This window comes from Oleidesulfovibrio alaskensis DSM 16109, from assembly GCF_000482745.1.
GTDB lineage: Bacteria > Desulfobacterota > Desulfovibrionia > Desulfovibrionales > Desulfovibrionaceae > Oleidesulfovibrio > Oleidesulfovibrio alaskensis.
Window position 1 is genome coordinate 189,199 of sequence record NZ_AXWQ01000006.1, and the last position, 23,892, is coordinate 213,090.

The window sequence follows — 23,892 nt, forward strand, 5'->3', positions numbered from 1 at the left end:
CCGCGAAAACCTCAGCGGAGCATCAGTCAATCCACTCCAGAGCAATTTTTTCCACGTAGTCGATATGGGAATGCATTTCCTGAAAGGCCGCCTCGGGGTCTCGGCGCGCCAGTGCCGCCAGCACCCGCTCGTGCGTCATCACCGCCCAGTCGCGGCGTTCTTCGGTCTGCAGGGTGAAATCGCGGCTTTCGCTGACAATGTCGTGGATGCGCACCAGCACCTCATACAGCACGCGGTTACCGGTGGCTTTGGCGATAAGCAGGTGAAATTCGGCGTCCAGCGCCGATCCGGAACCGCCCTGAGCAATGACGGCTTTCTGCTCGTTGAGTTTTTCCCGCAGCAGAGCAAGATCGGTGCCCGAAATATACGTGCCGCCAGACTGGCTATCTGCGGTTCAAGCAGCTTGCGGAACTCAAGAACCTCCTGAATGTTGCGCTGCTCCACTGCCATGCCCAGCGGGCCGTACAGCAGTTCCTGCCGGTCATCAAGAACATAGGTGCCGTCGCCGCGGCGGCTGGCCAGCACTCCCTGCTGTTCCAGCGAGCGGATTGCCTCGCGCACGGAATGGCGCGAAACCCCGAGCACCTCTGCCAGATGCCGTTCGGCGGGCAGCTTGTCGCCCCGCCGCAGCTCGCCGCAGGCTATAAGCTCGCGCAGCCTGTTGGCTATCTCGTTACGCACGCACTGTTTTGTGGTTCCTTCCGGAACAAAACGGACCGAATTTCTGGACATGTGTGTCTTCTCCGCCCCGTACCGGCAACCGGTACGCTACTGGCGCCCTTCCAGCACCACGCCCCCGGTGACAAATGAAATCCCCTGCGACGAGGCGGTACCTATCATCACCCCTTCCACCACAGGTGCGGGTACCGGGCTTGTGCAGTTCCAACGCACGATGAAACGGGCTCCGGAACCACCGCTCAGGTCGTTTTCCGCCACCACAAACCGCACGCCCCCCAGCGGCGGCACCGTGACGGGCTTTTCCGTAAAATTGCGCACGGCTTTGCCGTCGGTATCAACATAGGTCACCTGTTCAAGAACAATGGGATGCTCCGCCGAGGTGTTACGCACACTCAGCGTGGTGGCAAGGGCAAAACGGGCTTCCTTGTTGCCGTAGTACACATGCGAGTAAACAGGCACATGCAGCAGCTGACTTTTCCAGCGCGGTGCCTGCCAGTCCTGCGCGGCTGCCGTGCAGACCGAAAAAATAACAAAACATGCAACCAACGCATAACGCACTGTTTTTTTCATCGCAAATTCTCCCTTGCAGCAGCACGGGTGGTGCCGTCAGACAGGTCAGCGTTCTTCCTGAACATGTTCAAGCGCCTGCCGGAACAGCTGGCGCACATGCTCGTCATCCAGCGAGTAGAACACGTTTTTTCCTTCCTTGCGATAACGGACCAGCTTGGTGGCGCGCAGCAGCCGCAACTGGTGCGAAACCGCCGACTGGCTGAGGCACAGTATGGCCGCAAGATCGCAGACGCACAGTTCGCTCACGGCCAGCGCCTCAAGAATACGGGCGCGTGTTCTGTCGCCCAGCACCTTGAACAGTTCGGCAAGAGCCGAAAGTTCTTCCTCGGGGGCCATGGCGGCGCGCACCTTGTTCACGGTGTCAGTATGTTCGCAATGATGTCTGCAGATAGGTGGATCGTCCCGCACGTAACCTCCGGCCGGCAGCAGGGCTGCCTGAAATGGATGTTGAACATAGCCCTGCGCAGCCGCGCGGTCAAATGCACAGCGCGGTCAGCACGGAGAATCCAGCGGCACCACGGCGCGCACAACCGTGCCTATGCCTTTCTCCGTCACAATATCCAGCCGGCCGCATATAAGCTCCAGCCGTTCGCGCATGCTGTCCAGCCCTATGCCGTTGCGGGTGTTGTCCAGCCGGTCAAAACCGCTGCCGTTATCGGTGACGGTCATCACGCATTCTTCCCCCACCTGCTCAAGGCTGATCCGGGCCGAATCAGAACCGCTGTGCCGTATGACGTTGTTCAGCGCCTCCTGCGCCACGCGGAACAACACCGATTTCTGCACATCCGACAGCGCATTTTCCGGCAGAGAAAGATGGCTTGTGATGGTAAGAGAATGGATCTGGCTCATTTCCTGCTGCAGCCAGCGCAGCGCGGCGATGAGTCCCAGGTCGTCCAGCACCGTGGGGCGCAGGTCCATGACTATGCGCCGCGTCTCCACAATGGCATGCTGCACATATTCGATGGTTTTCGATATGCGTTCCGTGGGCCAGCCCGTGCCGGACTGTTCCAGCCTGCTGCGTTCGCCTTCCAGCATGAACTTGATGCCCGAAAGCGTCTGCGCCATGGAATCATGCAGTTCGCGGCCTATGCGCTTGCGTTCTTCCTCCTGCGCGGAAAGCACCTGTGCGGAAAGCCGCCTGAGACGCCGCGAAATCTGTTTCTGCTCGGTAACGTCCATCATGTACACGGCCACCCCGGTAACCCAGTCGGCATACCCGAAAACCGGATAATAGGTCACATCCAGTTCCAGCCCGAAAGCCTGCACCTCGAAACGTGCAGGCAGAAAGGTTTCCAGCACTTCGTGCAGCGCATCGCGCCACACCAGTGTATCGGTAGTCCCCTGCAGCAGGTCAAAAAACACCTGCCCGCCGGACCCCCTTTCGGGCAGCCCCAGCCGCTGTGCGGCGGTGATGTTGAGCGTTATTATCCTGCCGCCCGTATCCATCAGCAGCGCGCTGTCGGCAAGCGCGTTCATCAATGCCTCAAGATGATTGCGGTGCTGCACGATAAGCTCTTCGTGCAGTTTGCGCTCAGCTATCTCACGTTCCAGACGGTCGTTCACTCTGCCCAAGGCTGCCGTGCGTTCCTTGACGCGTTCTTCCAGCGTCTTGCGCACGGCCTCCATGGCGCGGGTGGCCTCCACGCGGGAAGTCACGTTGATGCCTATGAACAGCAGCAGAGTCTCGCCGTCGGGCATGGTGATGGGTGCCCTGATAACATCAAACCATTCCCTGCGCCCGCCGGTACCCACTATGCGCTCTTCCAGCTGGGCCACACGGCCTTCCTGCAGCACTTCGCGGTCCACGGCACCGAAATATCCGCACATGCGGGGGCCCGCGTCGGCCACGCCCCACACATCACCCGGCAGGCCGTAAAGCTCGCGCCATGCCCTGTTGGCGAACATCAGCGCACCGCGGCTGTCAAACACGCTGATAAGGTTGGGCGAAGCCTGCACCAGCAGTTTGATAAACTCCCTTTCACGCAGCAGACGCTGTTCCATCCGCTTGCGTTCCTGCACCTCCACCTCCAGCGCCTTGGTTCTGCCACGCACCCGCGCTTCAAGGTCCCTGTTGATGCGTACCAGCGTCTGGCGCACCGATTCACGTTCGGTCACGTCTCTTTCCAGCAGGCCGAAAAGCGGCGTATCGGAACTGACCCCCAGCACCGGAAAGATGACACACTCGTATCTGCTTGCTTCCTGCACCTCACGGAACACCACGGAGCGTCTGGTACGCTGTGATTCATTCATGGCGTGCAACCGGCGCTCGGCTGCTGCTTCCGACAGAAAATCCGTCAGCCGCCCGCCCAGATACCGCATGAAAGGAACCCTGTGCCGCGCTGCCGATGCCCTGTTTGCTGCCACAATACCTCCGGCGGCATCCAGCAGTGCCAGCGGTTCGGGCACAGCATCCAGAAACGCACGGAAAAAAGTCTCGAACCGGCGGAAAGAAAGCAGACGCCACCCGCAATCGCTGGCAGCCACAACGGTATCCAGCACACCCCCGTGTTCGTCTGTATGCCGGTGCAACGCGGCTGTCAGGGTTCTGCCGTCCTTGTGCGAAACCAGCCTGAAGCTGCGCGTCCGCCCCCCGCCGGTGCCTTTGTGCCCGTCAGAAAAAAGAGCGTGCAGCAACGCCGTATCGTCGGGATGCACAAAGGTTTCTATATAACGGGGGTCTTCGTACAGCAGGGCCGCAGACCCGCCCAGTACCGATGAAAATTCCGGCCCGGCGAACAGAAACCGGCCGGAGGTTCCGTCACGCAGCAGCCACACTGCCTCACCGCCCATGCCTGCATCGCGGCCGAAAAAAACATCCGCCGCTGCCAGCGGGCCGGCAACGGCGGATTCCAATTCTCCGATACGTGTTCTGTATATCCCGCACTGACGCACAAGCTCGCTGTTGCGGGCTTCAAGCTCGGCAATGCGTTCTCTGAGCTTTTCTGTGGTAACATCCATACTTAGGCATCCTGCACGCTTGGTATAAAGGTTACAGGGCGCCTGCGCTGCGGGCGGTGCCGGAAAAGCGCCGGTGCGCTACACGGCCACCTCCCGCCTGACGGCAAGATCTGCCATTATCTGCTGCAGACGGTCCGGATCATCATCATTCAGCAACGCATGCACGCTGTCGTAGGGCAGTACCTGCGTATCGTATTCAACAGTGAGAGTGCGCGTAAACAGATTCATATTGGTTCTGATGATGCCGGCTATGCCCCCGCGCCCCGCTTTTTTCAGCATGGCGGCCTTGGGGTGACCGGCTATGGCAAGATCCACCCGGACTTTGAGTCTGCCCGGCTTATGGTCGCACACGGCAAGAAATTCCTTAAGCTCTGAAAGTACAGAAATATCCATATATAACTACCGTATATCAAAGGCGGCACTGCTGTGCGCCCGTATAACGTCAGACATTCGTCATTATAACAGCCGAAGACGTATTTTTTTATACTACCTCCGGTGACCGACGGGAGCAAGTACTCCGGCAGGGCATAAAAAGCCAGCATATTTTTTTCTGATAATTAATGAAGCACTATAGAAAAAAGGTCCGCTCTGCTGTATGAAAAGAGTATGACTTCTCCCTGCCCGCAAATATTATGGAACATGACAAGAAAATGCAATTTTTCCTGTCATTACTGTTACTTTCCCCATGACAACTCACCCGTTTCCGACTCATTACCCGTCGCCGCGCTGCTGGACTTTCTGCGGTCGCGCGGAGGAGAATGGCTGGTGGGACTAACCGGCGGTGAACCGTTCATCTATCCGGATTTTGTGGATATCTGCAGTGCCATTGCCGCGGAACACCGTATCGGCATTGATACCAACCTCAGTGTGACACCGGTCGTCAAACGCTTTGCCCGGCACGTACCGCCCGACAGAGTGCACGACATATACGCCGCGCTGCACATTGAAGAACGCGAACGCAGAGGGGCTGTGGATGCTTTTATCCGCAATTACCATACCCTTGCCGGGCGCGGTTTCACGGTCAAGGTGAACTATGTGGTGCACCCGTCGCTGGTGCAGCGCTTTGCCGCCGACTGTGAATTTTTCGGCCGCCACGGAATACCGCTCACACCGCGCCCCTTCAAGGGCGTTTACGAAGGCCGCAGATACCCCGAAGGATACGGCAGCACAGCCGCAGCCATTTTTGCACAGCACCCCGAAGCGGGCAGAAAAACCGTTTTCAACTTTCACGGCGTACCCTGCCACGGCGGGCACACCTTTCTGCGCATGGAGCCGGACGGCACGGTGCTGCGCTGCCCCGGCGACAAGACGGTGCTCGGCAACGTGCTTTCAGGCACCGTGCAGACAGAAAGCGGCCCCACCCCGTGCCGCATGCACCGCTGCCCCTGTCAGGGTGTGGAGCACATCCTGCCCGACGCCGCGCAGCAGGATTTCATCGAGGGTGTGCGCGCCTATGTGGTGGGAGACCTGCCCGCGGCGCAACGGGCCTTTGCCGCCGCACACAGCCGGGCACCGGCCATGACACAGGCTGCCAACAACGCCGGCGTGGCCGCATTCGCCGCGGGCGATGCTCAGGCGGCAGCGTGCTGTTTTGCCCGGGCTGCCGCCGACGATCCAGTCACACCGCTTTATGCCGCCAATCTCAAGCTGGCCCGCCGTGCGGCACAACCGTCTCCGCCTTCCGGAACGGAAAACGAAACGCCTGAACTCTCACTTGCAGTCAACTACCAGCGTACCGGCAACTGACCAAAAGAGCAGCCGCATGTCCCAGACATATAATATACTGATGTATTCGCACGACACATACGGGCTGGGGCACATCCGCAGAACCATGACCATAGCGCAGGCTCTGCTGCATCCGGACGTGAATATCCTCATCCTGACCGGATCACCCATCGCCGGGCGCTACACATTTCCTCAGGGGATAGATTTCGTCCGTATTCCCGGCATGATAAAGCAGTCAAACACAAGTTATGTGCCGCATTCCATCAAAGTGGCCCCCAACCATGCACTGGATATCAGGCAGGAAATCATCACAGCCACGGCAAAAGCGTTTGATCCCGCCATGTTCATTGTGGATAAAGTGCCCGTGGGACTGAAAGGCGAGGTGCGCCCCGTACTGGAATGGTTCCGTACCAGCAGACCAGAAACAAAAGTCATTCTGGGGCTGCGCGATATTCTGGACGATGCGGCCACAACCCGTGCAGACTGGGAAAACAGAAATTATCTGCATGTGATAGATGACCTGTATTCCGAGGTCTGGGTCTACGGAGAAAAACGGCTGTACAATCCGCTGGAAGAATATGGCATTCCCGGTCATATGCATCATAAATTCGTCTTCACGGGCTACCTGCCGCGCCCGTCGTATATCAAGGCCGCGGCAACGCAGCAGCGACGCAACGGTGACAGACTGGTACTGGTCACCGCGGGCGGCGGCGGCGACGGCTACCCGCTGCTGGACTGTTACATGAAAATGGCCGAATCCGGCCCGCTGCCCTTCCGCACGGTCATGGTTTCCGGCCCGTTTGTGCCCAAGCCCAGGCAGGACGAACTGGCCGACAGGGCCAGACGGTCGGGCATCGCATTCAAGACCTTTCACAACAAACCGGAAAAACTGATGGCCAATGCCGACGTGGTGGTGAGCATGGGCGGATATAATACCATCTGCGAAGTGCTTTCGCAGCGCAAGGTGACACTGGTCATCCCGCGTGATACCCCCCGCATGGAACAGCTTATCAGGGCGCGCATGCTGCAGCGCGAGGGACTGGCCGACTTCATCGAGTGGGACCGCATGAGCCCGTCGCTCATGCTCGGACGCATCCTTGCTCTGCTGGAAAACCCCGCCCCGTGGAAGCAGGCCATGGAAAACTTTGCACTCACCGGACTGGAAACCATCAAGCAGCGTCTGACCGCCTTCCGTCAGGAGACCGCGGCATGACACGACACACCGCGCTGCAGAACAACCGGGAAGCCCCTGTGCTGGGGTTTGTGCTCAAAGGCTATCCGCGCATATCCGAAACATTCATCGCCAACGAAATACGCCTGCTGGAAGAACAGGGACTGAGCATCCGGATTTTTTCCATGCGCGCCCCGCGCGAATCTTTCAGTCACGACAGCGTCCGCGCCATCAGGGCACAGGTCACCTATCTGCCCGAATCCATGCTGCGCGGACTGCCGGTGCTTTTGCGGCACACCCTGCGCCGCCTGCTGCGCGACCCCGCCGCATTCCGCCGTGCGGCATCTTTGTGGCTGGCGCGGCGCAAGGGCACGGAAAAACTGCACACATGGGCCAAACACTTCATGCAGGCATGCTGTCTTGCCGACGCGGCAGAGCACAACGGCCCGCATATCGGGCACCTGCATGCCCATTTTGCCCACACGCCCGCCTCTGTGGCGCTGTATGCGGCAGAACTGCTGCGCATCCCTTTCAGCTTTACCGCCCACGCCAAAGACATCTACACGCAGCCCCCCCAGCGTCTGAAATTCAAGCTGGACCGCGCCGCGTTCGCTGTAACCTGCACCGGATACAACAAGCAGCATCTGGACGGCATGGGCAGCCGCACTCCGGTGCACACAGTCTATCACGGCATTGACCTTGGTCTGTTCAACCCCGCAGCCTGCACCCCTCCGGTCCCGCCGCCGTATACGGTCATGACGGTGGCGCGCTTTGTGGAAAAAAAAGGTCTCGGGATTGTGGCGCAGGCGCTCGGCCTGCTGCGCGGGCAGGGGCTGGATGTACGCTGGCTGCTTGTAGGCGACGGAAACGCCAAAGCCCGCCGCAAACTGGCCGCTCAGATACGGCAGGCGGGCATGCAGGATCATGTGACCATGACGGGCACGCTTACCCATACGCAGGTGCTTGAACAGTACAACGGGGTGCACGCCTTTGCGCTGGGCTGCCTGCTGGCAAAAAACGGCGACCGCGACGGCATACCCAACGTCATAGCGGAGGCAATGGCTCTCGGCGTGCCCGTTGCGGCCACCGGAGTCTCCGGCATTCCCGAACTGATCATCCACGGCAGAACAGGCATGCTGGCCCCGCCGGATGATGCGGCCGCTCTGGCAGATGCACTGCGCCCGCTGCTGACAGACACCGCCCTGCGGCAGAAAATCACACAGGCCGCGCGCAGCCATGTGGAAGCCGTGTTCGACAGCACAAAGCAGACGGCCTGTCTGGCCCGCATATTCGCAGATACGGCCGGTCACGCCCGCACCGGCGCCGCAGTGTCAGGCACACAGCACAGCGGGCGCCCCACGCTTTCCTGACGCGGAGCACGGAGAATCATATGTCGCTGTATTTCTGCACCCCGTTCAAACCGCCCGACCACCCGCGCCCCTCCGGCGATGTGACTATCGCGCAGGACCTGTGCGCTTTTATGCGGCAACAGGGACAACATGTGGAAACTCTTCCCTATCTGCCCACAGACAGAATATGGCGGCGGCCCGCCATGTGGCCGCGTCTTGCGTGGCGCAGAGCGGCTCTCGGCCTTTCGCTTTGCCGGCGCAGGCCCGGTGCGTGGTTCACCTACCACAGCTACTGGCGTGCGCCCGACCTGCTGGGCCCCGCGGCAGCCGCACATGGCGTGCCGTATTTCATCTTTGCCGGTGCACACTCGCCCAAGCGCGCCCATGACCGGGCCTCACGCTGGGGTCATGATAAAAATCTGGCCGCACTGCGAGCCGCCGCCCAGATTTTTGTAAACAAACACAGAGACCTGCCAGCCCTGCGCAGCGTTCTGCCCGAATCACGCCTGAGCTTTATCGCACCGGGTATCCGCCCCGACGATTTTGCGTTTGACCGCAGCAGCCGCGAAGAACTCCGCCGCCAGTGGCGCGTGAGCACCGCATCAGTGGTGTTGAGCGTGGCCATGCTGCGCAAGGGGGTGAAAACAGAAGGCATAAAACAGGTGATAAGTGCCTGTGCGCGTCTGAGAGCCCGCGGAGAAGATATCATACTGGTGGTGGCGGGCGACGGACCCGAAAAAGAAGCACTGGAACGGCTGGCCGGATACGAACTGGCGGGAAATGCCCGTTTCACGGGGTTTGTTCCGCGGGAGGCGTTATACAAATACTACAGCGCAGCCGACCTGTTCGCCTTTCCCGGCATCAACGAAGGTCTGGGCATGGTCTATCTGGAAGCACAGGCAGCCGGACTGCCCGTGGTGGCATGGGACCATGACGGCGCGCCTGAACTGGTAAAAACGGGAACTACAGGCATCATCACTCCCGCGTGGGACACGGCGGCCTTTGCCCATGCCATAGGCTGGCTGGCCACCGACGGCAGAATGCGCCGCACGCTGGGCGACAATGCCCGCAATCATGTGCGGGCACAGCACAATCTGCACACAAACTACAGCCGCATGCTGGATATCATGAATACCCTGTGCGGAGAAACCCGCCCCGACGGCACATGCACACATCCGGATTTCAAATGATGGAATTTCTGCTTATCAGACACGCCAGCACTCCGTGGAACGAAGAAAAACGCATACAGGGCCAAAAAGATATCCCGCTCAGCCCGCAGGGAGTGCTGCAGGCCCGCGGCTGGTGCAATACGCTGCAGCGGGTGCTCTGGTCACGGGTTCTCTGTTCCGACCTGCAGCGCGCGGTGGACACGGCGCACAGCGTCAATAACGGACGGGAAAGCATCATTTCGACCGACAGACGTCTGCGCGAGCAGGACTGGGGCCGCTGGACGGGGTGCACCATAGATGAGCTGCACGGCAGACACGCCGCCGAGGTCCGGCTGCAGGAAAATGCGGGCTGGAATTTCCGCCCCCCCGGCGGAGAGTCACGCACAGAGGTGCTCCGCCGCACGCTGGACTGTCTGGAGGAAACCGCCCGCAATGCAGCGCAGTCCCGCACCGCTCCCGTGCTGGTGGTCACGCATCTTGGTGTCATCAAATGCCTTGTCACCCATCTCATGGAGCTGTCTTTCACACCCGACGAACCGAGCCCGGTAAAAAAACGCGCTCTGCACCGCATCGGATGGGACGGCCGCACATTCACACTGCTTGAACGCAACAGGGACCTGTAAGGCACCGTCATGCGCATTCTGCACTACTGTCAGCACGTGCTGGGCATGGGGCACCTTTTCCGCAGTCTGGAAATAGCCAGAGCACTGCACCGTCACGAAGTGACGCTGGTTACAGGCGGCCCGCCCGTATCCGCCGCACTGCCGCCGCACATACGGCATGTCCAGCTGCCGCCGCTGATGATGGACAGCGGTTTTTCCGGACTGCATACGGTGCCCTGCGCCGCCGGTGAACTGCCGCCCGACCTGCGGCAGGTACAGGACATGCGCCGGCAGATGCTGCTGAAAACCCTGCACGAAACAAGACCCCGCATTCTGCTTGTGGAGCTTTTCCCCTTCGGTCGCAGGCAGTTCTCCTTCGAGCTTGTGCCGCTGCTGGAATCCGCCCGCTCCGGTGCATACGGCCGCATGCAGATTGTCTGCAGCGTGCGGGATATTCTGGTGGAAAAAGACAATCAGGCCCGTTACGAAGAACGTGTGCTCTCTGCGCTGAATACCTGGTTCGACCATGTTCTGGTGCATACCGACCCCGCCGTGGTCCGGCTGGAGGAAACCTTTTCGCGCCTGCCGGAAGTTGCCGCCGACGTGCACGACACGGGGTATGTGACACCCCTTCCCGCAGCGCACAAAGCCGCAAGGCTGCGCAGGGCGCTGCGGCTGCAGGCGCAGGAACCGCTTATCGTTGCCAGCGCCGGCAGCGGAAGCGTGGGTGCCGGTCTGCTGCAGACCGCGGCACGGGCATCACACATTCTGCACCGTACCGTACCGCACCGCCTGCTCGTGTTCACAGGCCCTTTCATGCCGCCGGAACATACGGCGTCACTCCGGCAGGCCGCAGCAGGTGCCGCGCACATCCGCATACGCACCTTTACCCGCCAGTTTCCGGCATACCTTGCGCTGGCCGGCCTTTCCGTTTCGCTGGCGGGATACAACACCACCATGAATCTGCTGGCGGCCCGCACATCGGCGCTGGTGCTGCCGTTTGACAGCAACAGAGAACAGCGCATGCGCTCCCGGCGCCTCGAACGTCTGGGCGCCCTGCGCATCCTGCAGCCCGACGATCTGGAACCGCACAAGCTGGCAGAGCTGATGCAGGCCGCGCTGGCGCGGCGTCCGCAAAAAACCGGCATCAATCTGGACGGCGCCCGCACATCGGCGCGCATACTGGAATCAGCGGCACGGCACGCATCAGGCTCCCGCACGGAGAACAGCCCATGACAACCCGCTCCGCCCGCAACCCGCATCCGCCGGTTTCGGCGCTGTGGAAAGCACCGCGCCGCAGCCTGCCGCATCACGCAGCAACGCTGACCGGTGCCCTGCATCATGCCGCGTCTGAGTACATGCAGCGCTCGGGAGGCCCGGCAAAGGTTTTTTTCCGCGCCGATGACGTCGCCATGGATTCAGCCCTGAACACCGCCATGTTCGAAGCCTTCATCAAGGCAGGTGTTCCGCTGGCCCCCGCGCTGGTTCCGGCATGGCTCAACGCGGACCGCTGGCACGCGCTGCTGCGCCTTACGGCCGCGGCACCGCATCTGTGGGCATGGCATCAGCACGGCTGGCGTCACCGCAACGGGCAGCAGGAAGGGAAAAAAGGAGAATTCGGCTCTGACCGCCACGCAGAAAACAAAACTGACGACATACTCAAAGGGCGGGACAAGCTGCGCCGCGTAACAGGCAACGCCTGCTGCCCGCTGTTTACACCGCCGTGGAACAGAATGGACGGCGAAGCGCTGACCGCGCTGGCCGCCGCAGGCTTCAGGGCTGTGTCACGCTCGGCGGGCGCCATGCCGCCCGCCCCGCCGCAGCTGACGGAACTGCCCGTCAACGTTGACCTGCACACGCGCAGGGAAGCCGCTCCTCATGAAGGATGGCAGGCACTGACCCGCGAAATATGCGCCGCGGTCAGCACCGGCTGGTGCGGCATCATGCTGCATCACAACCGCATGAACGGAGCGGCGGCCGCTTTTCTGACCACACTGCTCGTATTTATACGCGATCATCCGCACCTGCATGTTGTTGATGTCCGCCGTTATATGTTATGAATAGGGTACCACCCGTCACAATCAATGGTACCGCTCCGGCGACAGAAAGGACAGCATGACCCCGCATGACGCCCGAAAGCACACCCGCCCCGAAGAAAAGCGCAGGCAGATCGTCCTGCCTTTCAGCAAATCGGTGGAGATAGCCTGGCGCAATCTGCGGGCACGCCTTTTCCGCTCACTGATCACGGCGGGCAGTCTGGTGCTGGCCGTGGCATTTCTGTCTTTTGTGCTGGTCAGCACCGATATTGCCTCCGGTCTGGCGCGCCACGGCAGTGCCGGGACCCTGCGCGCGCTGTACCGTGCCGGTTTTGATGTGGACACGGTTACCGGAGCGGTTCAGGCGGGGGCAAAAGACAGATGGATCATCATCCTTTCGTTGCTGGTCTGTACCGTGGGTATAGTCAATGCCCAGATGATGTCCGTTACGGAACGGTTCCGCGAAATCGGCATCATGAAGTGCCTGGGGGCGCTTGATTCCATGATTCTGCGGCTGTTTCTGCTGGAGGCTGTAATGCAGGGTGTCGCCGGATCCGCCGCGGGCGCCGTTGCCGGACTGGCTGCGGCCATATCGGGCGGGCTGGCACGTTTCGGAACCGATGCCGTCACCCTGCTGCCGTGGAGCGATGTGCTGCTTTCCCTTGTACAGGCCACGGGCACAGGGTTGATTCTCAGCCTTGCCGCGGTGCTGTATCCGGCCATTGTGGCCGCCCGTATGCCGCCCGTGGCAGCCATGCGGGCAGACCTGTAAATCCTGCCGCCATGCCGCAGGGCCACACCGCAGGCACGCACCGGCCGGCGGGGTGTAACCATTCACGGGATATTTTCTGATGCACACACGCGACAAACGCCTGACGCGGGCGCTGGGCTATCTGCTGCGCAAACCCGTCAAGGCGCTCAAAGCCATACATCGGGACAGGTTTCAGACCCGCTACTGGCAGGAGCTGGTATGCGGGACATATGACATGCCCGACGGCCTGCCCGTGACGGACATACTGGACCTGCTGGGCGGTCTTGACGAGACGGTGCAGCCGTATGCCTTTCTGGAAGCATCGGCCACCGTGACGGATATCGCCCTGCTGAAAGCGCTTGCACGCCGCTGCGCGCACGGCTGCTCCTATCTGGAAGTCGGCCGCTGGAGAGGCGAATCGCTGATGAATGTGGCCGCCGTGGCCCGGTCATGCGTTTCTGTCAGTCTTTCTGCGCAACAGATGCGGCAGGCGGGGTTCAGCGACAGCATGATAGCTCAGGACGGTTTTTTTCTGCGCAACGGGGCCACCGGACGCAGTACAGACCACATAACATGCATTGATGCCGACACGCAGACATTTGATTTCAGCACGCTGGGCAGACGGTTCGATCTTATTTTCATAGACGGCGACCACCACAGCGAGGCCGTGGCGCGCGACACCCGCTCGCTGCTGCCGCTGCTGCGCGACGAAAACTCCGTCATGGTGTGGCACGACTATGCACAGTCGCCCGAAAAACCCCGCTGGGCGGTGCTGGCCGGTATTCTGCAGGGCATGCCGGCGGCAGAACACCGGCACCTGTATCATGTTTCCAACACGTTATGTGCACTGTACACACGCACGCCCCTGCACGCAGCCACGCAGCGCTTTGCCGTTACGCCGCGCACGGAATTCAGCGTGCGCATACAGGCCCGCAAACTGCACGCCGCACCGCCACGCGGAGAAACGTCATGACCGCCAGCCGCACCATAGTACGCGTTTCCGGCGTCACCAGAACATTCCGCATGGGCAAGGTGGACGTACAGGCGCTCAAAGGCGTGGATCTGGAGATTTTTGCCGGTGAATACATTTCCATCATGGGACCATCCGGTTCCGGCAAGTCGACGCTTTTCAACATGATAGGCGGTCTGGACAAACCCACGGACGGCAAGGTGTTCATTGACGAAGTGGATATCGCCCAGCTGGACGCCTATGAGCTTGCCTGGCTGCGCAACCGTAAAATCGGATATATTTTTCAGACGTTCAACATCATACCGGTAATGACCGCGCTGGAAAACATTACCCTGCCCATGATTTTTGCCGGCATGAGCAACGACGATGCCACACGCAAAGGGCTTGAACTGCTTGATATGGTCGGACTGGGCGCACGCCGCGACCACAAGCCGCTCGAACTTTCCGGCGGGCAGCAGCAGCGTGTGGCCATTGCCCGCGCACTGGCCAACGATCCTTCCATCATTCTGGCCGACGAACCCACAGGCAATCTGGACCTGACCACAGGAGAGGACATCATCAGGCTGCTGCGCAGCCTGAGCACCGAAAGAGGGGTGACTGTCATTTCCGCCACGCACGACTACAAAATGCTCAATGTGTCGGACAGAGTCGTCTGGGTACGCGACGGCCGCGTGGACACGGTGGAATCGCGCGACGAACTGAACATATCGGTGGGCGGCATCCACACACCGGCAGCGCCACCGGAGTAACCGGCAGGACACAGCATGCATACACATTCCTGCAACGCGGCGCCGCACCCTCCTGCGGCATCATCGGGACGGCCCGTGTCCGCCCCGGCGCGGCGGTATGTGCTGCTGGGACTTCTGCTGTGCTGTCTTGCCCTGCCGCACAGCGCCGACGCCACTGAAACCCTGACAATGCAGCAGACAATCCGTGCGCTGGCGTTCCTCAAAGACCGCTCGCCCGGCACCACGGGCGCGGCGCTGGCCGCAAGCCTTATGGAACGGGGCTTTGATGCCGCTTTTCCCACGCCGGACCTGCAATCAGCAAAAGTGGTCATCGGGCGGCACCCCTTTACCGTTCCGGCACGCCGACACATGGGCAGCAGCATAGCCCTGCTGCCCGACGGCCCGCCGGCCGCCATAACGCCGCTGCTCATGAACCGGCTTTTCACCGGTGCAACAGGCGACGGCGGCATAACCGGCAAAGCCGTATGGGCTGCCAAAGGCTCGCTGGCCGAATTTGAAGGGATGGACGTCAAAGGTTCCGTGGTGCTCATGGACATGGATTCCGGCAAACACTGGATCAATGCCGCACGGCTGGGGGCTGCCGCACTGATCATGGTGGACTTCACCGGTCCCGGCGACCCCGCACGGCGGCTCTTCCGTGAAAAGCTGGAACCCACTCCGGTGAATTTTCCGGTTTTCTGGATGCAGGCGGAGCAGGCTGGCCGGATGTTCGGCCCGCTGAACCGCCGGAACCCCGCCGCGCTGGACAAGGAAGTGCTGCTGCAGTCATCCACGGTGTGGCAACCGGCCGAGGCCGATAATGTTTTCTGTTTCATTCCCGGCACAGCCCCGCAGCAGGACGGCGGCTATCTGCTGGTGGAAGCGTTCTACGATGCCACGGGCATGGTGCCCGGCAACACTCCCGCCGCAGATCAGGCTGCTGGTGCTGCCATGCTGCTTGAAACGGCCCGTCAGTTCGCCGCGGCCCCCCCGCAGCGCCCCGTACTGCTGGTGGCAACAGCCGGACACGATCAGGGCAAGGCCGGAAGCCGTGAACTGGCATGGGCTCTTTCCGCGGAGCGTGCAGCCATCACAGCGCGGCAGAACGCGGCACGCCTGCGCGCCGCCGACGCCCGCACAGTCCTGCGCGTGCTCTCGCATCAGGCTCCCCTCAGGGAAGCCCGTTCGGAACAGGCTTACAGCGACGGCAGTCACGAACTTGTCCGGCTGGCCTTCCGCGAGGCGGTGCGCAACAAAGAAGACGCCATCACCCGACAGCTGATGCGGCTCCGGCTGGAGGCAGACTCCGCCGATGCCGCCGTGCGCATCCGTCAACTGGCGGCACAGCGCATCACCCTGCGCCGTCTGGGCTGGACATCCGGCACCCTGCGGCAGAACGACCCCATGCGCAGTGAGGAAGAAGCTGTCCTTGAAGCCCTGCTGCCGGTTGTACGCTCTGCGCAGGAACAGATGGCCCGCCACGCCGAGGCTGAAGAGCAATCCATGACGGGCGCCCTGATACTGCGGGACCTTACCGGAACACGGCGCATGGACGCAGGGGTTTCGCTGCATCTTTCCAGTCACGGTGACGGGCTGGGGGCCTTTCAGTACGGCTGGCTGTACGACCTGAACGACACCGTCAACCGCACCCGCCAGCTGAGCGCTGTTGATTCGCGGCTGCGCCGGGCATCCGACAGCCGCATACGTCAGGTTACCGGCAATGCAGATGCGACACGGGCCTACCGCCGGTGGCTGCGGCAGGCGGCATCGGCCCGCGCGCGCGGGCTGGAGCCTCTGCCCTACACGCCGCCCGTGCCCATGCTGCTTTCCGACACGCTGCGTCCCAGCCGTGCCCGCCCGTGGCAAAGCTATCTGCCCGACAAACCGGCACTGGGTGCCGAACCGCTGGCTCTGGCCGGTTTTCCTGCGCTTACTCTGGCCACTCTGCACGACACGCGCACGGTATGGGGCACCCCCAATGATGTGCCGCAGGCCGTGGACTTTGACTTTCTGCAACGGCAAAGCGAACTGGTGACAACGCTGCTGCACGGTCTTGCCACCGGTCCTCCGCCCGACACCGGCAAAATGCAGCCCAGCGTTTTTTCCGCACTGGACGGCCGCGCCAACATGCTGAGACAGGGCGAACTTTTTCCCGACAGACCCGCTGACGGGACAGTGTTCCTTGTTTTTCAGGGCGATTCCGTGTTTCCGGCCATGAGTGACGCGGGCGGCAGGTTTCATGTGCCGGGGCTTGCCCGCTACAGCCAGACAGTGCACAAAGCCATCATAGAAGGATACCGTTTTGACCCGCAGACCGGGCTTGCCGTATGGGCCATTGACAAGGAGACCACCGGAAAGGACGCCTACCGCGTAAAGATGAAACGCGCTCAGGTGCGCACCGACCTGACCATGTTCAGCTGCGCGCAAAGCACGCTTTTCGGCATGGTCAATCCGCGCACGTTCCGGCATTTCACCGTGCCGCAGCTCATCGACGCCCGCACCGAAGCCGAACCGCTGCGCTACTGGTACAGCCGTCTCGACACGCGCACGTCCACACTCACCACGCTTTTTCTGGAACCGGACATTCCGTACAAGCTGACGCTTTCCGACAATTTCATAGACCGCAAGATGCTGCTGCTCAATGCAGGGGCTGAACATCCGCAGGGCACAGGCTACCGCATGGCCGACTGGCCCGTGTTGTATGACACGGAATACAGGGCAGCCCGGGACATGTGGGCGCTGCTGGGGCCGCGTATAGACAATCTGGAACGCCACGGCATAGTCAATGAACGGGTACGCGACCTGCGCGCACGGGGTGAAAACCTGCTGCGGCTGGCAGACGGCCTGCGGGAGGACCGCCGCTGGGACAGCCATACGGAAGCCGCGCGGGGGGCGCTTTCGCTTGCTTCGCTGGCGTACAACGATGTGGACACCACCCAGCGTGATGTGCTTGCAGGGGTGCTTTTTTACATCGCCCTGTTCATCCCCTTTGCCTACTGCGCGGAACGTCTGCTGTTCGGCTTTGCTTCCATCAACAGGCGCATTGCGTCTTTCTGCGCCATACTGCTGGGCATTATAACCGTCATCTACAACGTGCATCCGGCATTTCAGCTTACCTACAGCCCGGCCATCGTCATTCTGGCATTTTTCATTCTGGGGCTGTCGGCCATGGTGGCGTTCATCATTTTTATGCGGTTTGAACGGGAAATGAAGGAGCTGCAGCGCCGCTCGCGCCACATGCGCGGCCCTGCCGTTTCCCGCGGTGCAGCCATGGCTGCCGCGGCCGCCATAGGTGTCAGCAACCTCAGACGCCGCCCCCTGCGCACCGCACTCACATGCGCCACGCTGGTCATTCTCACCTTTACCATCATGAATTTCACGACGGCCCGATCGGTTCGGCAGGCCGGATGGGTGTCGTTCTCGGCACAGGCGCCATACCACGGGTTGCTGCTGAAGGATGTGGGCTGGCGCACCCTGCCCCCCGAAGCGTGGCAGGCGGCCGCGGCACTGTTTTCGGCCCGCAACGCCACGGCGCGGCAGAAAGATTCCGGCGGCATTGTGGCGCCGCGTGTCTGGTACGAAACCAGCGACCAGACACGTTCGCCCGTACTTCCTGTCCTGCACGGCAGAGAAGAATTCCGCCTGCGGGGCGTTGTAGGGCTTTCTCCCGATGAACCGGCCGTTTCCGGTCTGGATACGGAACTGCTGTCCGGACGCTGGTTCCGGCACGACGAGCAGCAGGGCATGATCCTGCCGCAGCGGGCAGCGGAATCGCTGGGCATCGCCATAACGCACGACGCCCCCCTGCCGCAGGTCACGCTGTGGGGCATGCCGTTCACCGTTACCGGCATCCTGCGTGAAAATGCGCTGCGCACCCGCACCGATCTGGACGCGGAACCCCTGACTCCCATCATCTATCCCAACGAGGCCGCCACGCAGATAAGCGCACTGGAAGCCGAAGCGCTGGCCGACGGCGACGACCTGCTGCGATACGACAGCCGCTACGAACACGTGGACGGCGACATGGTGTGCATTGTGCCCGCCCGCACACTGATGGCCGCCGGAGGCGCGCTGAAAGCACTGGCCGTGCGTCTGCCCGCCGCCGAATCACGCGATGCGGTGCAGCGCGGAACACTTTCCGCCGGAGGACTGGGCGACCGGTTCGGCCTCATGCTCTTCCGCGGTGCGGATCAGGGCACTTTTCTGTACTACGCCGCCAACGCCACCAGCTACTCCGGTGTTTCCGTCATTCTGGTGCCGCTGGCCATATCGGCACTTATCGTGCTGAACACCATGATAGGTGCCGTGCACGAACGTAAGACTGAAATAGGCATATACACCTCTGTGGGGCTGGCTCCCTCGCATGTGGCTTTTCTGTTTGTGGCGGAAGCCATGGCACTGGCAGTTCTTTCGGTAGTTTCCGGATATCTGCTGGCGCAGGGCTGTGCCGCCGTGCTGGCCGGTACGCCCGTATGGCAGGGAATGACAGCCAACTATTCTTCCACGGCCGGAGTGGCTGCCATGCTCATGGTCATGGGCGTGGTGCTGCTTTCGACTCTCTACCCCGCACGCATGGCCTCGCAGGTGGCCATTCCCGACGTGACCCGCGCATGGAAACTGCCGCAGACACAGGGCGATGTGCTTTCGCTGCCGCTGCCGTTTCTCATCAGAGCACGGGAGCAGGCATGTGCGGGCGGATACCTTATGGACTACTACGAAGCCCACGCCGATATTTCTCACGGCGAATTTTCCACTGATGGCATGGAGTATGATTTCATCCATGCCGGCATGCTGCCGGCGCAGGGCATTCTGCCGGGACAACCTGCCGGCGATGCGGAAGAGTCATGCTTTTCCATGCAGTTCAAGGCGTGGCTGGCACCGTTCGACTTCGGCGTGCGCCAGAACGTGCGGTTGGTTTTCTGCCCGTCAGAACTGTACAGAGGCTACCGGCAGATTCAGGTCATCATCAGGCGGGAAACCGGTGAACAGGCCATATGGCACAACCTGAACAAACGTTTTCTCAACGACCTGCGCAAACAGCTGCTGGTATGGCGTTCACTGGATGACCCGGCACGACAGGCTTACGAAGCAGGTCTGGAAGCGGTTCTTGCCGCGCAGGGACGCGGTCTTCCGCCCGAGGCGGCAACACAGCGTGCTTTGTCCGGCACGGATAACGACAACCGGGGAGGAAAGGCATGATACGGCTGCGCGCGCTCTTCACCGGTCTGGCGGTCAGCCTGTGCCTTTGTGCGGCCGTTCCTCTGCAAAGCGGCCTTGCCGGAGGCGCCCCGCTGGGCGGAGGCCCCATGCCGGTGCTGCCTTTTGTGCTGGCCATGCTGCTGTATGCGGCCAGTGCCGCATGGGCCCGGCTGCGCCATACCGCCCCGCCGCTCAGCGGCAACGAAATACTGGTCATCTGGCTGCTGACGGCACTGGTTTCCGGCGTTGCATGGAGCGGACTCACGGAACATTTTCTGCTGCTGGTCACCGCGCCGCTGCGCTTTGTGCAGGAGGGCCTGCCATGGCCCGACGCCATACGCCCGCTGCTGCCCCGCAGCTGGCTGCAGCACGACGCCGCAGCCGTACGCGACCTGTACAACGGTCTGCGCGACGGCCGTGCCATGTCGTGGTCAGCCGTTGCCGCCGCAATACCATGGCATGTCTGGCTGCCGCTGCTGACGGTGTGGGTGGCGTTCATCCTGCTGTGTTACGCCACAATGATCTGTCTGATAAGTCTGTTCGGCCGCCAGTGGGTGGATAACGAGCGCATGAACTTTCCGCTGCTGCGCGTGCCCCAGATGATGGGGGATGCGCTGGACACGGGGCGCATGGGGCAGTTTCTGACAGACAGATATCTGTGGTGGGGGCTTGCCGTGCCTGTAACCCTGCACATGATGAACGGCCTGCACTATGTGACCCCCGGCGTCCCCCAGATAGACACACTGGTGCTGGCAGGTAAATTTTTTCCCAAATACGGGCTGCTTTCCGGATTCCATAAGCTCAGAATATTTTTCATACCCGCTGTTATCGGCTTTGCTTTTCTTACCGCACGGCAGGTGTCGTTCAGCCTGTGGTTTTTTCATCTGACCGGTCTGCTGCTGCTCGGCGTGCTGTACATAACCGGTCTGCAGGCCCCCGAAGCGGCGCTGGGTGTAACGCTGGGACCGGATTTCAGCCGTCCGGAGGAAGCACAGGCACTGGGTGCTTCGGTGATTTTTTTCTGTTTTCTGCTATGGCTTGCCCGCACGCACCTGCGCCGCGCGCTGGGGGCTGCCATACGTCCGGCCGCACACGCCGGCGGCAACGCCATGCATACGGCCGCTGGCGGAGAATGGATGAGTCCCGTCACCGCGCTGCGCGGCGCGCTTGCCGGTCTGGTGCTCATGGGGCTGTGGTGCAGCTGGGCCGGCATTTCCCCCGCGGGAAGCCTGCTGCTGCCGCTGCTGTTTTTTCTGATGCTGCTGGTTGTCTCGCGGCTTATCGCTCAGGGCGGACTGGCAGGTTTTTCGCTGGCAGCCGCTCCCACAGACGGCCTGACGGCCACGTCAGGCTCCGGAATACTGGGCGGCACGGGCATAGCCGCCGCAGCAGTCATGCAGAAGCTGCTTTTTGCCGACATGCGCGAATCTGTCATGCCGGTACTGGTACATGGTGCCAAGGTAACCGGCACAGCCACGGAACACGCGGCTGTCCGCCCCGCAACGGCACGGCGGCGGATACTTGCCGGTATGGCCGCAGCGCTTGTCATGGCGGTATGCGTTTCATTTTTTACCATGCTTCTGATGGCCTACCGTTACGGACTGCGTGACCTGTGGCTGGATTTTGCCTCACGCGCGGTGACGGCGACCTATGAAAACGCATGGAAGCTGCTGGAACTTCCGGCGGCAACCAGCGGCTGGACAACGGGATTCATCCTGCTGGGCATGGCAGTCATGGCCGTGCTTGTGCTGTGTTTCACCCGTTTCTACTGGTGGCCGCTGCATCCGCTGGGCTATCTGGCGGCATATTCTCCGGCCCTGCGCACGCTGTGGTTCAGCATAATGCTGGGATGGCTGTGCAACCAGCTGGTACTGCGCTACGGCGGCACGCGGCTGTACCGCCGCATCCAGCTGCTGTTTGCGGGGCTAGTGGCCGGAGATTTCATCATGGCGGGCGTGTGGGCGGCGGTGTCCGCCTTTACCGGCAATCCTTACCGGGTATTCCCGTTTTAGGCGGACTTGATGTATCAGGACAAGGAACTGCGTGAATACCGCGATCTTCTCACGCCACCGTCGCACTTTGAAGAAGGCTTCGGATGGAAGACCGTCATCGGGGCCATATTCATCGGCTTTCTGATGATGCCCGGCAGCATGTACCTGCAGCTGGTCATCGGTCAGGGCATAGGGCCGGCCGCCCGCTGGGTCACCATTATCCTGTTTGCAGAAGTGGCCAAACGCTCTTACACCGAACTCAAGCAGCAGGAGATATTTCTGCTGTACTACATGGCCGGGGCCGCGCTGGCTTCGCCGTTTCAGGGGCTGCTCTGGAACCAGTATCTGGTGCAGTCCGACGCCGCGCGCATGCTGGGGCTGACGGAATTCATTCCTGACTGGGTGGCACCGCAGCCGGGTTCCGGCTCGTTGCTTGAACGCACGTTTCTGCACAGGGACTGGCTGATCCCCATTCTGCTGCTTACCGGCGCACAGCTCATCCAGCGCATCGATCATTTCGGGCTGGGTTATGCGCTGTACCGTGTGACCAGCGATGTGGAAAAACTGCCCTTTCCCATGGCTCCTGTGGGGGCGCTGGGCACCATGGCACTGGCTGAATCGGCAGAAGACCGCAAAACAGGCTGGAAATGGCGGATATTTTCCATAGGCGGGGTCATCGGTCTGGGCTTCGGGACCGTCTATGTGCTGTTGCCCGCTCTTTCCGGCCTGCTGCTGGCAGAACCGGTGCGCCTTATTCCCATACCGTGGATAGAACTGACCCCCTACACCGAAAACGCCCTGCCGGCCGTGGCCACCGGTCTGCAGCTTGACCTCGGGCTGCTTTTCGTAGGCATGGTGCTGCCGTTCTGGGCGGTCATCGGCGGACTGGCCGGACTGGTGATCACCATGGTGGCAAACCCCCTGCTGTACGAACACGGCATACTGCACCGCTGGCACGAAGGCATGGCCACGGTGGAAACGGTGTTTGCCAACAACTTCGACTTTTACATGAGCTTCGGCATAGGGCTGGGGCTTTCCATCGGCGCCATAGGCATATGGCAGGTGGCACGTTCTTTTGCCCGCAGCGGCAACAGGCTTGATTTCAGCGCGCTGTTCAATCCGCCCGACGGGCGGGGCGACATTAGTTTCTGGCTTTCCATCGCCATCTATGTATTTTCCACTCTGGCTTATGTGGCTTTGTGCGTGTGGCTTGTCCCTTCGTTCCCCTGGGTGTTTTTTCTGCTGTACGGTTTTGTGTATACGCCGGTGGTCTCTTATGTGACCGCCCGCATGGAAGGCATAGCCGGACAATATGTCAGTCTGCCCATGGTACGCGAAGCAAGCTTCATCGCAGGCGCCAAATACTTCGGCTACAGCGGCATAGAAATCTGGTATGCGCCCATTCCGGTGCACAACTACGGAGAGGCCACTGTACAGTTCCGCCAGATAGAGCTTACAGGCACCAGCCTGCGCGGCATAATCAAGGCTGAGCTGATTGTCTTTCCGGTAGTCATGGTGGCATCGCTCATTTTTTCACAGTTTCTGTGGCGCCTTGCACCCATTCCTTCTGCCAGCTACCCCTTTGCACAGGAATTATGGCACCTGCAGGCACTTAACTCGCTGCTTATGCAGACCTCAACACTTGAAGGAAACTCTTTGTTTTTTCAGGCTCTTTCCGGAAAATTCGTCGGACTGGGGCTGGGACTGGGCGTAGTGATGTACGGTGTGCTGAGCATCACCGGCCTGCCCGTAATGCTTATTTACGGCATTGTACGCGGGCTGGGGCAATCCACACCCCACGGGCTGGTACTGGAAGTGGCCGGCGCCCTGCTGGGACGTTTTTATTTCCTCAAAAAATATGGCAGCCGGTGGCGCCATTACGCCCCTGTGCTGCTGGCCGGTTTTTCTTGCGGCATGGGACTTACGGGCATGTTTGCCATGGGCTGCACGCTTATTCTGAAATCACTGGGCAGACTGGCCTACTGAATAACGTGC

General features: G+C 61.2%; 18 protein-coding genes and 1 pseudogene. 13 read left to right on the top strand and 6 right to left on the bottom strand.

What is annotated here, in order from left to right:
* Positions 1-22: 22 nt before the first annotated feature.
* The 6 genes and pseudogenes from H586_RS21020 to H586_RS0105970 form a co-directional block, all read right to left on the bottom strand.
* Positions 23-364 (bottom strand): FadR/GntR family transcriptional regulator, encoded by a 342-nt coding sequence (locus H586_RS21020; RefSeq protein ID WP_338046805.1) that lies wholly within the window; start codon positions 362-364, stop codon positions 23-25.
* Between the two features lie 185 nt (positions 365-549).
* A pseudogene (locus tag H586_RS21025) lies at positions 550-732 on the bottom strand (GntR family transcriptional regulator); the annotation flags it as partial.
* 36 nt (positions 733-768) lie between these two features.
* Positions 769-1,248 carry a DUF3124 domain-containing protein gene (locus tag H586_RS0105955; RefSeq protein WP_011366823.1) on the bottom strand — a complete coding sequence of 160 codons (480 nt, stop codon included), beginning with the start codon at positions 1,246-1,248 and terminating at the stop codon, positions 769-771.
* A 45-nt stretch (positions 1,249-1,293) separates the two neighbouring features.
* A complete protein-coding gene (locus H586_RS0105960) occupies positions 1,294-1,656 on the bottom strand; it encodes an ArsR/SmtB family transcription factor (protein ID WP_011366822.1) in 363 nt (120 codons plus the stop codon).
* A gap of 84 nt (positions 1,657-1,740) precedes the next feature.
* Complete coding sequence (locus tag H586_RS19930; RefSeq protein ID WP_051363883.1) at positions 1,741-4,206, bottom strand: sensor histidine kinase; 2,466 nt, start codon at positions 4,204-4,206, stop codon at positions 1,741-1,743.
* A gap of 78 nt (positions 4,207-4,284) precedes the next feature.
* Entirely contained in the window at positions 4,285-4,599 is a 315-nt protein-coding gene (locus tag H586_RS0105970) for a hypothetical protein (protein WP_011366821.1), read from the bottom strand.
* A 246-nt stretch (positions 4,600-4,845) separates the two neighbouring features.
* On the opposite strand from H586_RS0105970, the gene H586_RS18325 reads away from it, so the two are divergent.
* The 13 genes from H586_RS18325 to H586_RS0106035 all read left to right on the top strand — a co-directional run bounded on the left by H586_RS18325 (position 4,846) and on the right by H586_RS0106035 (position 23,883).
* Positions 4,846-5,952 carry a radical SAM protein gene (locus H586_RS18325; RefSeq protein WP_034618680.1) on the top strand — a complete coding sequence of 369 codons (1,107 nt, stop codon included), beginning with the start codon at positions 4,846-4,848 and terminating at the stop codon, positions 5,950-5,952.
* A 16-nt stretch (positions 5,953-5,968) separates the two neighbouring features.
* Positions 5,969-7,144, top strand: coding sequence for a glycosyltransferase family protein (locus tag H586_RS0105980; RefSeq protein WP_027181573.1), 1,176 nt, complete (start codon positions 5,969-5,971; stop codon positions 7,142-7,144).
* Positions 7,141-8,472 (top strand): glycosyltransferase, encoded by a 1,332-nt coding sequence (locus tag H586_RS0105985; protein WP_027181574.1) that lies wholly within the window; start codon positions 7,141-7,143, stop codon positions 8,470-8,472. Before H586_RS0105980 ends, H586_RS0105985 begins: the two co-directional genes overlap by 4 nt.
* Before the next feature lie 20 nt (positions 8,473-8,492).
* Positions 8,493-9,641 carry a glycosyltransferase family 4 protein gene (locus H586_RS18330; RefSeq protein ID WP_051363884.1) on the top strand — a complete coding sequence of 383 codons (1,149 nt, stop codon included), beginning with the start codon at positions 8,493-8,495 and terminating at the stop codon, positions 9,639-9,641.
* On the top strand, positions 9,638-10,243 hold the full coding sequence (locus H586_RS18335) for a histidine phosphatase family protein (protein ID WP_011366816.1): 606 nt from the start codon (positions 9,638-9,640) through the stop codon (positions 10,241-10,243). Before H586_RS18330 ends, H586_RS18335 begins: the two co-directional genes overlap by 4 nt.
* Before the next feature lie 9 nt (positions 10,244-10,252).
* Complete coding sequence (locus H586_RS0106000; RefSeq protein ID WP_027181575.1) at positions 10,253-11,458, top strand: glycosyltransferase family protein; 1,206 nt, start codon at positions 10,253-10,255, stop codon at positions 11,456-11,458.
* Positions 11,455-12,282 carry a polysaccharide deacetylase family protein gene (locus H586_RS18340; protein WP_051363885.1) on the top strand — a complete coding sequence of 276 codons (828 nt, stop codon included), beginning with the start codon at positions 11,455-11,457 and terminating at the stop codon, positions 12,280-12,282. Before H586_RS0106000 ends, H586_RS18340 begins: the two co-directional genes overlap by 4 nt.
* A 55-nt stretch (positions 12,283-12,337) precedes the next feature.
* Positions 12,338-13,030, top strand: a complete 693-nt coding sequence (locus tag H586_RS0106010; protein ID WP_011366813.1) for an ABC transporter permease — start codon at positions 12,338-12,340, stop codon at positions 13,028-13,030.
* Between the two features lie 79 nt (positions 13,031-13,109).
* Positions 13,110-13,982 carry a class I SAM-dependent methyltransferase gene (locus H586_RS0106015; RefSeq protein WP_027181576.1) on the top strand — a complete coding sequence of 291 codons (873 nt, stop codon included), beginning with the start codon at positions 13,110-13,112 and terminating at the stop codon, positions 13,980-13,982.
* Complete coding sequence (locus H586_RS0106020) at positions 13,979-14,728, top strand: ABC transporter ATP-binding protein (RefSeq protein WP_011366811.1); 750 nt, start codon at positions 13,979-13,981, stop codon at positions 14,726-14,728. The genes H586_RS0106015 and H586_RS0106020 overlap by 4 nt, the downstream gene beginning before the upstream one ends.
* A 15-nt stretch (positions 14,729-14,743) precedes the next feature.
* Complete coding sequence (locus H586_RS18345; RefSeq protein ID WP_051363886.1) at positions 14,744-19,906, top strand: M28 family peptidase; 5,163 nt, start codon at positions 14,744-14,746, stop codon at positions 19,904-19,906.
* Positions 19,903-21,918 (top strand): DUF6785 family protein, encoded by a 2,016-nt coding sequence (locus H586_RS0106030; RefSeq protein ID WP_027181577.1) that lies wholly within the window; start codon positions 19,903-19,905, stop codon positions 21,916-21,918. The genes H586_RS18345 and H586_RS0106030 overlap by 4 nt, the downstream gene beginning before the upstream one ends.
* A gap of 9 nt (positions 21,919-21,927) precedes the next feature.
* Entirely contained in the window at positions 21,928-23,883 is a 1,956-nt protein-coding gene (locus H586_RS0106035; protein ID WP_027181578.1) for an OPT family oligopeptide transporter, read from the top strand.
* Positions 23,884-23,892 lie beyond the last annotated feature (9 nt).

Excerpts from the sequence above, each read along its gene's own strand:
- H586_RS18340 (WP_051363885.1), top strand. The coding sequence starts at position 11,455 with ATGACAACCCGCTCCGCCCGCAACCCGCATCCGCCGGTTTCGGCGCTG.
- H586_RS0106020 (WP_011366811.1), top strand. The coding sequence starts at position 13,979 with ATGACCGCCAGCCGCACCATAGTACGCGTTTCCGGCGTCACCAGAACA.
- H586_RS0106000 (WP_027181575.1), top strand. The coding sequence starts at position 10,253 with ATGCGCATTCTGCACTACTGTCAGCACGTGCTGGGCATGGGGCACCTT.
- H586_RS19930 (WP_051363883.1), bottom strand. The coding sequence starts at position 4,206 with ATGGATGTTACCACAGAAAAGCTCAGAGAACGCATTGCCGAGCTTGAA.
- H586_RS0106010 (WP_011366813.1), top strand. The coding sequence starts at position 12,338 with ATGACCCCGCATGACGCCCGAAAGCACACCCGCCCCGAAGAAAAGCGC.
- H586_RS18345 (WP_051363886.1), top strand. The coding sequence starts at position 14,744 with ATGCATACACATTCCTGCAACGCGGCGCCGCACCCTCCTGCGGCATCA.
- H586_RS0105955 (WP_011366823.1), bottom strand. The coding sequence starts at position 1,248 with ATGAAAAAAACAGTGCGTTATGCGTTGGTTGCATGTTTTGTTATTTTT.
- H586_RS0106035 (WP_027181578.1), top strand. The coding sequence starts at position 21,928 with ATGTATCAGGACAAGGAACTGCGTGAATACCGCGATCTTCTCACGCCA.
- H586_RS0105985 (WP_027181574.1), top strand. The coding sequence starts at position 7,141 with ATGACACGACACACCGCGCTGCAGAACAACCGGGAAGCCCCTGTGCTG.
- H586_RS0106015 (WP_027181576.1), top strand. The coding sequence starts at position 13,110 with ATGCACACACGCGACAAACGCCTGACGCGGGCGCTGGGCTATCTGCTG.
- H586_RS18330 (WP_051363884.1), top strand. The coding sequence starts at position 8,493 with ATGTCGCTGTATTTCTGCACCCCGTTCAAACCGCCCGACCACCCGCGC.
- H586_RS18325 (WP_034618680.1), top strand. The coding sequence starts at position 4,846 with ATGACAAGAAAATGCAATTTTTCCTGTCATTACTGTTACTTTCCCCAT.
- H586_RS18335 (WP_011366816.1), top strand. The coding sequence starts at position 9,638 with ATGATGGAATTTCTGCTTATCAGACACGCCAGCACTCCGTGGAACGAA.
- H586_RS0105970 (WP_011366821.1), bottom strand. The coding sequence starts at position 4,599 with ATGGATATTTCTGTACTTTCAGAGCTTAAGGAATTTCTTGCCGTGTGC.
- H586_RS0105980 (WP_027181573.1), top strand. The coding sequence starts at position 5,969 with ATGTCCCAGACATATAATATACTGATGTATTCGCACGACACATACGGG.
- H586_RS0106030 (WP_027181577.1), top strand. The coding sequence starts at position 19,903 with ATGATACGGCTGCGCGCGCTCTTCACCGGTCTGGCGGTCAGCCTGTGC.